Source organism: Bacteroidales bacterium, assembly GCA_035299085.1.
GTDB lineage: Bacteria > Bacteroidota > Bacteroidia > Bacteroidales > UBA10428 > UBA5072.
Genome location: DATGXG010000044.1, coordinates 16,420 through 29,037 on the forward strand (window position 1 = coordinate 16,420; position 12,618 = coordinate 29,037).

15 protein-coding genes are annotated in these 12,618 nt (G+C 38.3%); all 15 read right to left on the reverse strand.

What is annotated here, in order from left to right:
- Positions 1 to 9: 9 nt before the first annotated feature.
- The 15 genes from VK179_14095 to VK179_14165 all read right to left on the reverse strand — a co-directional run bounded on the left by VK179_14095 (position 10) and on the right by VK179_14165 (position 12,303).
- The gene (locus VK179_14095) at positions 10 to 702 is read right to left on the reverse strand and encodes a hypothetical protein (protein HLO59874.1); all 693 of its coding nucleotides are present in this window, start codon (positions 700 to 702) and stop codon (positions 10 to 12) included.
- Entirely contained in the window at positions 680 to 1,207 is a 528-nt protein-coding gene (locus VK179_14100) for a hypothetical protein (GenBank protein ID HLO59875.1), read from the reverse strand. The genes VK179_14095 and VK179_14100 overlap by 23 nt, the downstream gene beginning before the upstream one ends.
- 39 nt (positions 1,208 to 1,246) lie before the next feature.
- The gene (locus tag VK179_14105; protein ID HLO59876.1) at positions 1,247 to 1,855 is read right to left on the reverse strand and encodes a hypothetical protein; all 609 of its coding nucleotides are present in this window, start codon (positions 1,853 to 1,855) and stop codon (positions 1,247 to 1,249) included.
- Positions 1,852 to 2,637, reverse strand: coding sequence for a hypothetical protein (locus VK179_14110; GenBank protein ID HLO59877.1), 786 nt, complete (start codon positions 2,635 to 2,637; stop codon positions 1,852 to 1,854). The genes VK179_14105 and VK179_14110 overlap by 4 nt, the downstream gene beginning before the upstream one ends.
- Positions 2,638 to 2,723: 86 nt before the next feature.
- Positions 2,724 to 4,172 carry a family 43 glycosylhydrolase gene (locus tag VK179_14115; protein ID HLO59878.1) on the reverse strand — a complete coding sequence of 483 codons (1,449 nt, stop codon included), beginning with the start codon at positions 4,170 to 4,172 and terminating at the stop codon, positions 2,724 to 2,726.
- A gap of 16 nt (positions 4,173 to 4,188) precedes the next feature.
- Positions 4,189 to 4,923 carry a hypothetical protein gene (locus VK179_14120; GenBank protein HLO59879.1) on the reverse strand — a complete coding sequence of 245 codons (735 nt, stop codon included), beginning with the start codon at positions 4,921 to 4,923 and terminating at the stop codon, positions 4,189 to 4,191.
- 22 nt (positions 4,924 to 4,945) lie between these two features.
- Positions 4,946 to 5,413 (reverse strand): TPM domain-containing protein, encoded by a 468-nt coding sequence (locus VK179_14125; protein ID HLO59880.1) that lies wholly within the window; start codon positions 5,411 to 5,413, stop codon positions 4,946 to 4,948.
- Positions 5,414 to 5,469: 56 nt separating this feature from the next.
- Positions 5,470 to 6,585, reverse strand: a complete 1,116-nt coding sequence (locus VK179_14130) for a redoxin family protein (protein ID HLO59881.1) — start codon at positions 6,583 to 6,585, stop codon at positions 5,470 to 5,472.
- Between the two features lie 85 nt (positions 6,586 to 6,670).
- Positions 6,671 to 7,618, reverse strand: coding sequence for an alpha/beta hydrolase-fold protein (locus VK179_14135; protein ID HLO59882.1), 948 nt, complete (start codon positions 7,616 to 7,618; stop codon positions 6,671 to 6,673).
- A 339-nt stretch (positions 7,619 to 7,957) separates the two neighbouring features.
- A complete protein-coding gene (locus VK179_14140) occupies positions 7,958 to 8,434 on the reverse strand; it encodes a hypothetical protein (protein ID HLO59883.1) in 477 nt (158 codons plus the stop codon).
- Positions 8,435 to 8,557: 123 nt separating this feature from the next.
- The gene (locus VK179_14145; protein HLO59884.1) at positions 8,558 to 8,911 is read right to left on the reverse strand and encodes a hypothetical protein; all 354 of its coding nucleotides are present in this window, start codon (positions 8,909 to 8,911) and stop codon (positions 8,558 to 8,560) included.
- A gap of 59 nt (positions 8,912 to 8,970) precedes the next feature.
- The gene (locus VK179_14150) at positions 8,971 to 9,720 is read right to left on the reverse strand and encodes a GNAT family N-acetyltransferase (GenBank protein ID HLO59885.1); all 750 of its coding nucleotides are present in this window, start codon (positions 9,718 to 9,720) and stop codon (positions 8,971 to 8,973) included.
- A 48-nt stretch (positions 9,721 to 9,768) separates the two neighbouring features.
- On the reverse strand, positions 9,769 to 10,638 hold the full coding sequence (locus tag VK179_14155) for a hypothetical protein (protein HLO59886.1): 870 nt from the start codon (positions 10,636 to 10,638) through the stop codon (positions 9,769 to 9,771).
- Between the two features lie 190 nt (positions 10,639 to 10,828).
- The gene (locus tag VK179_14160; GenBank protein HLO59887.1) at positions 10,829 to 11,419 is read right to left on the reverse strand and encodes a fibrobacter succinogenes major paralogous domain-containing protein; all 591 of its coding nucleotides are present in this window, start codon (positions 11,417 to 11,419) and stop codon (positions 10,829 to 10,831) included.
- A 248-nt stretch (positions 11,420 to 11,667) separates the two neighbouring features.
- Positions 11,668 to 12,303 (reverse strand): hypothetical protein, encoded by a 636-nt coding sequence (locus VK179_14165; GenBank protein HLO59888.1) that lies wholly within the window; start codon positions 12,301 to 12,303, stop codon positions 11,668 to 11,670.
- Between the last annotated feature and the right edge of the window lie 315 nt (positions 12,304 to 12,618).

Here is a 12,618-nt window from a genome sequence, read left to right on the forward strand (position 1 = left end):
GAGTCGGATTTATAGACGGTATTTTAGATTCAAAATCAGCATCGGAAACCACCTGTCCAATGAACCTTTATATCCCATACCGGGAATAAAATTTGAATAACTATACAGTTTTAAATACCTGTCAGTAGGTGTTGATAATTGAAAATCAACAGAAGTTTTTAATCGGTTGGCTATTTTTAATTCATATCCGAGTGATGCATTTAGTCCCGGCAGATAAACAGTGTGTTCTATCTCTTGTGCATATGAATAAGGTCTTGAATCATTCAATGACATGAACAACCCTTTTTCATGTACTATTGAATTGGTGATAAAAAGTCCTAAATGAAAATAATTTTGTTTTTCAAAGACACTTCGCAGGTTATAATATCCACCAATTTTTATATATCCGCCTGATTGTTTTTCTAAACTATATCCATCATATAGATCTATATGACGAGTTAAAATATATCCTATTACATCATATTCATCATGGTACCCAAATGCGTATCCCAAATCCGCTATTGTAGTCAGAAATGGTTTTAATTCAATTGAATAGTTAAAATTAATGGTTGAAGCAGGAAGCTGAAGAATATTTAATCCTAAAAACTGGTTTCTGTCAGATTGTGCGTATGATTTAAGCCCAATTAAGAAAACCAGAATTAAGAATATCTTTTTTATCATATTCCCTGGTAGTTCTTCTTTATTCAGTAAATCCAATCTCATCAAGCAGTTTTAAACGCCGGTGATAATAGTAGTAATGAGCAAGCTCGTTATCAAATTCTTTTCTTTTGAAATTATCTCTGATTATACTTCTCATGGTTGTCAGATTATAAGGGTAAATTGAGCCCTTATTTACTATATAAAAGAACCTGACCGTGTTTTCAAGATCTTTTAAACTGGCAAAATTTCGGATATACAATTGCATCTTCATGTTATAATACTCCGGATATCGGTCATTGATCCCGACTTTTCTTAAGTAACGAATCGAATTCTGATAATCACTTGCATTATGTAACTCAGCAGCTCTTATAAGATAAAGTAATTGTTCCGATATCCGGATATCCATTTTGCCAACCCTTGCCTTCAGAAACAAAGTATCTAACTCTGTGTTTTCAGCGCAGCCCAGTGAAATTGAAAGTTCGCGTAACTGCATCAAAGTTTTCATTTCCTGTCCGAACGAACAATTGATCAGCATTATAAACAAAACCACCGGAAATACTTTTTTCATAGTTGTTTCTTATTATGATACCTGGAAAAGACGAACTTTTTAATTATTACGATAGAAATTATCCGGACCAATACCCACATCGAATCGCCCGTCCGAAATGGTTACCGGCTTATTATTTATGATTGCTTTAAAGTCGAAATATCCTGAAAGTATGGCTTCCACAAGTTGATTGTCCACCTTCAGGATCTGAACCCTTTTAAAATTGAGTTCACCTTCGAGAATTTCAGCCGGATATATAGTGGTATCGATAGTAACGGAAACATGGCAGGCCGGATTCTCAAGGTCAATGACCGAATCATTAAGAAGGGCCAGGTCAGCGTAATCCTCAGGTGTAAATCCTGAGAATCTAAAAGATACCATCATTTCAGGGTAGCCATCATAATAGTATCCGGATGGCCCTTTATGACCGTCAAGAAGAAATGTTGAAGCAGTGTCTGAAACGATAATTTTCGCCGGGACTAACTCATCACTATATACAAATAACTCACGGTCATAATACGCCCCAAAAGTATTGTATCCCCATTCGGAATAAGCCGGTAATTCAAAATTTTCGGGGTCATTGATATAAACCGATTTTTTCAGCTCATTATCTTTCATACACGAGGTAAGAACCAGAGATATAAGAATTACGGATATAAATGTTTTCATTTTGCACTGGATTTAATGGGAATCTGAAAATTAACCTGGAAACCTCCTCCATATAACGGTTTAAGCATGCCCGATGTGCCTGAATTAATAACCAGGTAAGGCATGCAGGCTTCAATGCTTAAGGATGGTTTCATATCTCTGCCAATTCTAAACCCGCCTCCTCCATAAACAGCAGCATTTATTCTGCCGGGTTTTTTCAGCTGTGAGTGGATATCGTCTTCATACGTTTCCATGGCTGGATTTAAAAAAATGATATCCGTACCGGATCCCAGGAGACAGTTAACTTCGAAACCGAGTTTAAAGTATAATTGAAACAAGTGTGGTCTCCTGCCGGTAAAATATTTTATTTCGACAGGAATTCCGATATAACTTGATTTCTGATTGATTTCTTTTACTTTTAAAAATTCTGTATTGATTCCATCCTGGCGATATAACCAATAAAAGTAATTGGTGTTATGGTAAAAATACCGGTTTTTACCAATCGAACTATTCATAAAGGAGAACCTGATACCACCCAGCAAACCAAACCGGTCATTTAAAGAAAGAATTTCATATTTTATCCCCACAAAATCCTTATAGGACCAGCTTGTAATGGCATCTGTTGTATATCCCATATAGTAGGTAGGCATTTCACCCCTGATATAGTCGATATCAGAAATTTCACTTTCAATAAAGGTCAGGCCTGTTTCGATGCCTAAATACTTTAGGCGTGTTTGCTGGGCTGATAAAGGGTAAAAAATTGTTCCAAGGGCCAGAAGAAGTAACCCGGTTTTGATTTTCATAAGATAAGGTTTATATAAAGATGTTCCTGTGCCTGCAAAGGTTGCGCAGGTCAATAATTTTTATGCATCATTTACATTCAAAACGGTTAATGGGTTTTAAAATTCCATTTCGAATTATCGCTGTTAAAATCAAACTCTGCCAGTGTGGGTGTGCTGTCTCCTGAAGAGACAAGTGCCAACTTTCCTTTTGAACCAGACACCGTTCTTGGCATGATTCTGTATGTTCCGTCAACTAGCTGGTCAATTCGCCACATTTGTTCGGGTTCGCCGGTAAAGGCCTGAACTGTTATAACTTCATCATCTGCGGTTGCTGCCAATGCCCTTTCGGTTCCTGCAATCACTATTTTATACCAGGGTCCTCCCGGGTATCCTCCTGCATCGGGGATAGCTGTGATAGTCCATTTCTGATGGGGACGGAACATATAATCCCCGATGCGTACGCCAATGTTTCCGGTAGGCCATGTATTGATTACATCGGCTAATTCCTGTGAAGGAACCGGTTTTACGGGCTCATCAATGTTGGGTGGAAAGCGCATGCCACCCGGCATTCTTACAAAGTCTACAGCCAGCTCAAGAGCATATCCTCTTCTTTCGGATTCGATTTCATAAGTTCCTTCCATGAAATTATCTCCTGCCACCGGCCAGTCGTTTTTCCACAGTAACGGACGGATGCCCAGCACACTGCGTCCGCTTTGATCAAGGTCGGCTTCATAATGACACGACATTTTTTGTACTCCGTTACCAAGATCCCATAACCCGAAATGCCCGGGCCCGATAAGCCGGTTGCCGGCTCCGACTACCATCTTACCACCGCCTTTTAACATATCCCTGTCCATATTGTCAAGGTAAGGACCGGTTACTTTTCTTGAACGGCCGACAACAATATTGTAGGTTGAGTTGGCGCCATCACAACAGGTTCCGTGAGTGCCCAGGAGGTAATACCATCCGTTGCGGTAGATCAGGTCAGTGGCTTCACAATCAATGGCAATATTGATGGGTTCATTGCCTTCTACCCGTTTACCGGTTTTTGGATCCAGTTCTACAAGCCTGATAAATCCGAAATAAGTGCCGTATGATAACCATAATCGTCCGTCGGTGGGATCAAGCAGGAGACCGGGATCGATGGCGTCATTGTCTTCCATGCCATCGGATGATGCAACCACAACAGCTTCAGAATACTTGAAATCAGGTGATTTGGGATCGAGTGTTTTGTTCCACATGGTAAGAATTTTCCCGTTATGTCCGCCTCCCAATCCGCCACCTGTTGCCCCATAAGCGATAAGATAACGATCGCTGATTTTTACAGCGTCGGGAGCGGCTCCTCCGCCCGGTCTTTCTGCACCACTGTTCCATATCCATCCGTCTTCGGATATCAGACCACCGCCTCGTGTCCCGAAGGTGTAATACTTTCCGTCACACAACATGATGGTTGACGGATCATGGATAAAGGGTTTGCCTTTCTGGGCACTTGCATAACCAGCTAAGCACAAAGATAAGAGGATGACTGCACTGATTTTTGTATATATTTTTTTCATACTGAAGTCTGATCAATTATTCGCAACTAATTGTAATGTCTTTAATGGGTTTGCCGTTTTCATCGAGAAAACGGACACAGAAATCACTCATTCCCGGGCCATTGATAACAGCTCCGCGAATTATATTTTTCCCCTTTTTCAAGGTAAGGCGGGGCGAGACACAGTCATCCATAACCATGCGCCTGTCTCCGGAAAGGATCACTGCTTCCTGTCCGTTTATCCACCACATCGATGCGGAATTGGAACCAACCGCCAACCGGACATTTTTCATTTCTACCGGACTATTGACAACCGTCACAGCCCAGAATAGCACGCCATATTCTTGTTTATCCAGCAGGGATGCAAAACGAAATAGCTTGACATTAAAATTGGTGCTTTCCAGCGCATGCCACGTGAGTTCCTGTTCACCGGCTTTAACTTTTTCACCGTCTTTAGGCACAACTGTAAATTGATTGGGGATGTACTCCTTTGCAAATTCCGTTCTGACGTAAGTGTCAGTGAACACAGTGTTGCTGCGGTTGGGTTTATTAATGGGCTCAAGGAGCAACCAGCGCTGAATGAATCCCTCGGCATCCGGTGTTTTCTTTGCGTTTGTAGCAGGTGTAAAATATGGCAACATACTTTTTACAGTATCACTTTTTACAAAGGAATCATCAGGGCAGCCCGGCATGGCGGAAGATGGCTGTGATCCGTTTATTGAAAGTATGACAAGGCTAAATGCAAACAATACGATTTTTCGTTTGATATCCATTTTGAAATATTTATAAAATTTTCTATTTCCAGTTTTTAATTGATTCTTCAACTCCGGCCTTAAGACCTTCATAATACTTTTCCACTCTGAAATAGGGAATCATGCATGAATCTACGATTTCCTTTGTGATCTGATCATTAAGAGATCGGTAAGTCCCGTATCCGGTGGCTATGGAAGTTTGTTTTAAACTATCACTTACAAATATAACAAGGCCATTTTTTTTACCGATACTGAATATACCCTGCTCCTTTCCGAAAATGTCAGCATACTGGACAGCATTCTCAAAGCCCTCAAGATCTTTTGAAGTGAGAATTATTATCTGATTCGCTGTTTTCTTTTCATAATCAGAAATAATACCCGACAGTTTTCTTTTCTGTTTAATTGTTAATATGTCCTCGAAATCAAATACCGGTGAAACATTTTGTTTATTGTTGTCACAGGAAAAAGATACAAGTGATACCATAATTGTTAAAAGGAGGTAGTTTCTCATATTTTATCTCTCATTCAAGTATTGAAAAAAAATTTAACCGAGCGTTTAAATAATCATCAATCATCAGCAAAGAACCTGCCGATCTTCTGCATGATTTCCTTCCGGAGCCCCAACACATCAATGATACCGCTATTCGACCAGACAATTTCACCTTCGGGCGATATCAGCAGGGAATATGGCAGGGATCCGGACCAGTTTTTATCGACCATTTCGATAAGCGGGTATTTATCGTCTGAAGTATATAGATAATTTTTCACTGCAGAATTCTTATCTTTCAGGAACTCCAATACACGATCTTTCTTTTTAAGTCCGTCCAAATTAACTGAAACAAACTCAAAATCACGGGCTCCATACATCCGTTGCATGGTTACAAATTCAGGATATTCAATGACACATGGGCCGCACCACGTAGCCCATACATTGATGAGCCTGTATTTGCCTGATTTGTTGGAGATGACTTGTTTTATGGTATCCAGGTTGGCCTCAATAATTTCAACAGGTTTGCTCTTCCAGTCGGCATCCAGTTTGTTCCTCCATTCTTCCTTTTCAGCCCATTTAATTGAACACCCGAAGGTTTTGGTTTTTTCAACAGGTACCGGTTTCCCTTCGAGCAAAGCCACTATGGCATTGCGTGTATCATGTTGTTTAGCTTCCTGATAGGGGTTCTCCATCTCATCGATTCTTCCGCAATAACGAAGTACACGATGTGCGTCGAAAATAAAAACATGAGGAGTGGTAGTCGGGCCATACGCTTTGGCCATTTCCTGGTTGTCGCCGTCATAAAGGTAGGGCATGGGGAACTTTTTGTCAGCTGCCCTGATTTTCATTTCTTCAAAACTGTCGCCGATATCGGAATATCCCATCTCTTCAGTGCAAACCGCCTGCGGGTGGTTGGGCGATACTAGCACAAACCCCACGCCTTTGGAATTAAATTCAAGATACAGTTTTTTTATCCGTTCTTCATAAGCCTGCGCCGTAGGACAGTGATTGGCAGTAAATATAATGACAAGTATTTTGTTATTATTGAAATCATCGAGAGTATAGGTTTTTCCGTCAATACCCGGCAGTGAGAATGCAGGTGCCGGACTTCCTATCTCAAGAGTCTTTGGTCCGTCAGCAGTAACCGTACCTATTCCTGTAATGAGAAATAGTAAAGTCAGGATTGTTTTCATGTTCATTATTCGGAATTGTAGAAATGTGAATGAATCAGAAAATCAGTTCAAAGTAGGAAATAATTCACGTAATTTACAATGCTGATTAATTTTTAAAAAGATGCTGTGCAAATAAATACAAATTATTATCCCATTCTGTATTGTCATGGGCATTTCCATCAACATGCCAGATATGGGGAATTCCTTTTTCCATGAAATACTGGTGAGCACCCTGGCTTACCCTGATAAGCCCGTCTTTATTTCCGCATCCTAACCACAATAGCTTAAGTTTTTCTTTGGCAGTTTCTATATCGGGAACTAATTCAACATTAAAATACATGCCACCCACTTTATTTGTATTGGGAGCAGATGAAAATCCTCCCACATAACCAAAAGTGCCAATGTTGGAAAGTCCTATGTTTAATGCCTGGCCGCCTCCCATGGATAAGCCTGCTATTGCCCTGTGATCGGCATCGGAATATACCGGGTAGTGTGAATCAATAAATGGAATGATATCCTTCAGCAAATCGTCTTCAAATAGTTTTCCGTAGCCTTCAAATCCATCCTGCCTGCCTGAAAGGTTTGCTTTCAGAGTATCGGAAAAGGTCAATTTTGCATCACAATTCGGGAAAACCACAATCATTGGTAGTATTTTACCATCGGCTATCAGGTTATCAATGACATTATCCGCCTGGCACCATTCGGTCCATTGACCATTGTCTGCCCCCAGTCCGTGCAGCAGGTATAAAACCGGATATTTCTTATTATTGGAATATTCCGGGGGTGTATACACACGCATTACCCTCTTTTTCCCAAGTGATTTGGAATCATATTGAATATAGGTCAACACGCCGTGATGAATATCACTACGCTGGATATTAAATCCTGCCGGCGGGTCGGGGAAGGCAGGCTTATCATCCGGACCAAGTTCGATAGGGCCACCGAAGCCACCCCTGCGTGCGTTTGGTGTACCTGCTGTCGAATCATTCTGCCCGAGGCAAAATTGAGTGATTGTAACAGTTATAAGTAAAACTGTAAAAAGTCGGTTAATCATTTTATGTAATAAGAATTAAATTGGCAATGTAGTAAATTCAATTTATCAACCTCGCCCGGCAAATAATTAAATTCCTTTTCGACCCAGCCTGAGTCTGTTCTTTCCAAAATCTGTTGTTTAAATATCGTATCACTGCCAAATTTCAGATAACTCAATTCAACTGTATTCATGGCAGAATTAAATATTGGCATGTTAAATTGAATGGTATTTCATGTCATCCTTATTGCATGAAATAATAAGAAGTGAATCAATTAATATTGTAAATAGCCTTTTCATGATGCTGATATATTTGAGTTCTTTCTGACATTCATTTCATTGCCTGACCCGAATAAAAATCCTTTATTTTAAGTTCCAAACATATAATCTTGTGGGATATTTAAATGCTTTCCCATTTTTATCCGTTTTTACATATATTTTGTTATCGATCAGCTTTTCTTCAGATTCTTTGTGATACTTTTCATTATAAGAAATGTATTTTATATAGAAATATTCATCGTTGATCAAGACAATCCTAAGCACTGGCAAAGGCTTTTTAGGAGCCAGGTACTTTACGGTAATCTTTTCTTTGTTGTTTGAGCTCCTGTAATATTTATTTCTCTGTTTAAATCTGTAATGTTCATTGAACTTTCCGCTTAGCCTGGCTTTTCTGTTATGCGTGCCATCGGACACGTATATTAATGTTGGATTTTTACTGAGTTCATTGAGGCAACTGTCAATTTTTACCAGGAAAGATTCAATTGGATTCAGGGATTGCGAAATACCTTTCGAGGCCCCAATAACTAAAAAAAGGAGAATTAAATAAATTGATTTTTTCATGGTTTTTTTGAATGAAATTTCGTTCGGTTTTGAATTCAACTTACATAAGATAAGTAAGTGTAATAATACGATTTGAATTTTATTCTGAAAAGTTCTCCAACGTTCTCAGGTATTATTAATGAGCTATTTATTGTATTTTCCGTATGCATTATTCCATTTGTCAGCCTTTACAGCGAACTCATCATAACCGTGCTCTTTAATGAAATAGATAGCTTCTCTGTACTTCTTGTACTTTGCACCATTCTTACCAAACCAGCCATTTAATAATTGGCATCCGTTCAAATCAGTACAGTCTGCACATGTATCTAGTTTCCTGTCTTTAAAACAGCATAATTTAATTTTACATTTTGCCTTTAAGATATCTCGTTCACCGGTGTCAAAGCCTATTTTACATCCTTTGCAAAATCCTTCAATAAAAGGTTTGCATGTCTTGCAGTAAGCTCCACAACATCCAATATATCTTTTTAATTCATACATTTTCTATCGGTATGTGTCTTTTTTTCATTGAGCACACAAGAGTCAATGTTTTAAATACATCAGAACTTAATCCTGTACCAGTACTTGTATTCTTCTTTAAATCCGACCTTTTCGTAAAGCCTCAATGCGGGAGCATTATCTGCGAGAACCTGCAGGTAAGCCATTTCAGCGCCTTTACTGATTCCCCAACCCATAATATTTTCAATCATGATTTTACCCCAGCCCCGGTTTCTGAAATTTTTATCAATTACAATATCATATAAGCCGATAAACCGGTCCTCAACAACTCCTAATCCGCAGCCAACGGGTATCCCGTTTACCCGGTAGGTTAACAAACCTTTATCACATAAAATATTGTCAATTATCTTTTGCAGGACGGGTCGTTTTGAGGGGTGAACTTCGTTCATTTTAATGTAATTATCCAGCCATTTATCATCTGACTTTTCAACAATGATTGAATTATTGTCATTAATGATCCCGGAGTTTTTTAAATCCATTGTCTGAACCGATACATCAAATTCGTGCCTGTAACCATGATTGTCAAGAATTGTATCAATATTGGAAGGACATGCAATTTCAGTGATCTTAAAACATACCGGTAAATTCTGACGGGTATAAAGTTTTTCACAGTGTTTGATTTTGGATTCGGTTTCCAGGGTAGATTCATACATCATATGCACTGAATTGGCCCGCTTGGTCACCCCGTTTGCAAAACGGGCAATCCATCCGTCATAATAAAGGGTATGCAGTGCCGGCCAGGCATTCAGTGATATTTCTTCAAACCGGCGTATGACATTTAATCGTGTCATAATAGTTCACTTTTCTGCGATCAAAATTGTAAAAGTACAAGTCTCATTTTATTCAACTAATAAGCTATCCTTTATTGATAATGCATTTCCAACCCAAATCCTTCCATTTAACCGATTTAATTCAAATTCCGAAGTTTTATGTTGTGGACCGCAAAAGCTGAATCTTGCCGTATATAATCCTTTATCCATTTTATAATAATCGGATGATTTGAAGGTATACGATATTTCTGACTTACCTGAAAGAACAGTGAAATCATTCATCGTTAGGTTGTCCCAATCCGGATTTTCAGCAGACCACCTCAAAAATGAACTTGTTTGCGCATCAATATTTTCAAAAATCAATCCGCCGGTAAAATAATTGAAATCCAACTCTCCCATTTTACGGGGATCAAGAATATAGTAACTGATCCTGTCATTATTTGTTATTGTAATTTTGCAGGACACTTCAGAATAGTTGTCAAAGCTTTTTATTGTAATCTTATCAATAGTGCAACTTATTCCAGTACGTAGTAAATTGCTGTTTTTGAAAGAATTGATGATTCGTGGATCATTACGCAAGTCTTTGGATAATGGATGAAACCCAATATCAATAATATCCCTGCCATAAAGAAAACAATCTAAAATATAGAACGGCTCGGAAGGAGGATACGATAACAAGCAGGAATATTTAACCCCCTGGTATATGGTATCATTGCCTACTAAAACACTGAAATGGGGGGCAAAGTTATTAAGATCAAAGTCCTTTTTTAAGAACAGAAGATGAGTCGAGCTGTCATAAAATTGTATATCACTTTGCGCAATTTCACTACCATCAGAGAATACAAGTCTGAATTCAGAAGAGTCCTGATTAGTAAATTTTTCGCAGGAAAACATGCTTAAAATAAAGCCAATTATTAAAACGAAATTTTGGGTTTTCATGGCAGTTGTTTTTTAAGAATAGATGTTTTTCATGTTTCCAAAGTTGCGTTCCTGAACAACGTCAATTTTCCTTTTATCATAACTCGTAAAACAATCTGATAAGACGGTAACTTTATAATTATCCTTGCACATATTGAATACAGTTGATTTCATGCAGGTAATGGCGTCTGCTCCTGTAATGTAAAATTCGCTAATCTTTGACGCAACGGACAGAATAACCTAACTCCTTTAAGTTATCGGAAGTGTATACATTGCTGTCAAAGGTGAGCATGTTACGGGTCCATGCTTCTGTGGCATCACCCTCCGTAGCACTCCACCAGCGACCGTGGCTGCCAATACAGAGAAATGTCCCATCATAGTCACGGTTGCCACCCGGAAGGGCTGTGAAGCCGGTTTCGTTTGTTGCGCGTGTATTTGGACTTAACCAATGTGTTGTTCCGGTCTCTTTTAGTTTACCTCCCGAAACAATATCACCACCCAAAAAAGTAGTTAAGGTTCTCCACTCGGCATCGGTGGGCACATGCCATCCATTAGGGGCGAGTTTGCCTGTGTTTACGGCATACCAATTGTACAACCGTCCATAAGTGGCAATTGTATCGATATAAGTTGTATTCTTATAGTTACAATATGCTCCTGTTGTTAAAGCTGCCCATTCATTATTTGCAGTTACATTAGGTATTACGGTACCATCGTTGTACTTAGTAGTGCGCAGGTTTTCGGCCATCCATGTTTGCGTACCGATAGTAACAGTTTTATACACGTTGCCATCCTGGTCGGTCATTTGACCATAACTTACATTTGGGTTGAATAAGGCTGTTGTTTTTCCATTGGTTGGATTATTATCATCATCTTTCTCGCAACTACTTGGAATTGCTAAAAATACAACCAGCAAAGTGAAAATTGTAACGTTTGTTTTCTTGCTCATTTTACTTTATAAATAATGGTTTATACTTATTAAAATTAATTGTCTTAATCCGTATTGTGGCCTGCCATGAATGGATTTATTCACGCTGTTTTACCCAGTTATTTTTATCTTAAAGGATTTGTCAGATTGAATATATCTCCATTATTTAGCATATATCCTACGAATCCATACTGCTTTGAGTAATAAAGTTTACTTAATCCCTTTTCAAGATTATTATCAACCTGATAAACATAAATATTTTTAAATTCACGTTCATTAAGAATAATTGATTGAAAATGATCTGAATATTCTGATTCTAAACAATGAAATTGCTTATACCAACAAAGATCTGCATCGTATTCTGTACTGTGATGATAAAATGTATTCACTACATTTTTCACTATACTTATGTAATAGTCTTTAACCATTGGAGGGCCATCACAATCATATACTGCATTTCCAATGCCTACCGGAGTTGCTATGGAATCTACAGGTTTAATAAATATGGCCTGGAAATCAAATAGATCAAGAACGCCTTTCATACATGTTCCGGATCGGTATTGATAATATTTACCATTGACTAAAATAGGAATATCGTATTTTTCAATTTTATTTCCGCATTTATATATTAATGTATCACCCTGTTTAAATATAAATTTAGAATTGGATGGTATAGGGTAATTCTTATCAATACCAATGTCATCACAAGTTAAGTTTATAAAACTTACAAGCAATATTAGGAGAAATTTATATCTGTTCATATATTTAATAATTATGCCCAGAGTATGCCTGCAAACGCTGTTGCGTGCTAAAGAATGGCGATACGAAATGTTAGTGCATTCTAATGTCCGCCGTTATGAGCTGTTTCGCGATTCAGAGCGCATTCCGGTTTAATTAGCAGAACTTAGAATTATTATCAATGGCATCACTCCTAAAATAGACAAAGGAAATGATACAATCAGCTATTGTTGGCAGTGGTGCATTATTTCAATGCGAATGTAACCATTTTAGAAATCAATTCATATCTTTGTCGAATTGAAATATCTTTATAGAAAATATAACACCTCGGTTTATTT

Coding starts and splice junctions, on each gene's coding strand:
- VK179_14095 (HLO59874.1), bottom strand. CDS start 702: ATGAGATTGGATTTACTGAATAAAGAAGAACTACCAGGGAATATGATA.
- VK179_14145 (HLO59884.1), bottom strand. CDS start 8,911: ATGTATGAATTAAAAAGATATATTGGATGTTGTGGAGCTTACTGCAAG.
- VK179_14125 (HLO59880.1), bottom strand. CDS start 5,413: ATGAGAAACTACCTCCTTTTAACAATTATGGTATCACTTGTATCTTTT.
- VK179_14155 (HLO59886.1), bottom strand. CDS start 10,638: ATGAAAACCCAAAATTTCGTTTTAATAATTGGCTTTATTTTAAGCATG.
- VK179_14100 (HLO59875.1), bottom strand. CDS start 1,207: ATGAAAAAAGTATTTCCGGTGGTTTTGTTTATAATGCTGATCAATTGT.
- VK179_14135 (HLO59882.1), bottom strand. CDS start 7,618: ATGATTAACCGACTTTTTACAGTTTTACTTATAACTGTTACAATCACT.
- VK179_14105 (HLO59876.1), bottom strand. CDS start 1,855: ATGAAAACATTTATATCCGTAATTCTTATATCTCTGGTTCTTACCTCG.
- VK179_14165 (HLO59888.1), bottom strand. CDS start 12,303: ATGAACAGATATAAATTTCTCCTAATATTGCTTGTAAGTTTTATAAAC.
- VK179_14140 (HLO59883.1), bottom strand. CDS start 8,434: ATGAAAAAATCAATTTATTTAATTCTCCTTTTTTTAGTTATTGGGGCC.
- VK179_14120 (HLO59879.1), bottom strand. CDS start 4,923: ATGGATATCAAACGAAAAATCGTATTGTTTGCATTTAGCCTTGTCATA.
- VK179_14110 (HLO59877.1), bottom strand. CDS start 2,637: ATGAAAATCAAAACCGGGTTACTTCTTCTGGCCCTTGGAACAATTTTT.
- VK179_14115 (HLO59878.1), bottom strand. CDS start 4,172: ATGAAAAAAATATATACAAAAATCAGTGCAGTCATCCTCTTATCTTTG.
- VK179_14150 (HLO59885.1), bottom strand. CDS start 9,720: ATGACACGATTAAATGTCATACGCCGGTTTGAAGAAATATCACTGAAT.
- VK179_14160 (HLO59887.1), bottom strand. CDS start 11,419: ATGACCGACCAGGATGGCAACGTGTATAAAACTGTTACTATCGGTACG.
- VK179_14130 (HLO59881.1), bottom strand. CDS start 6,585: ATGAAAACAATCCTGACTTTACTATTTCTCATTACAGGAATAGGTACG.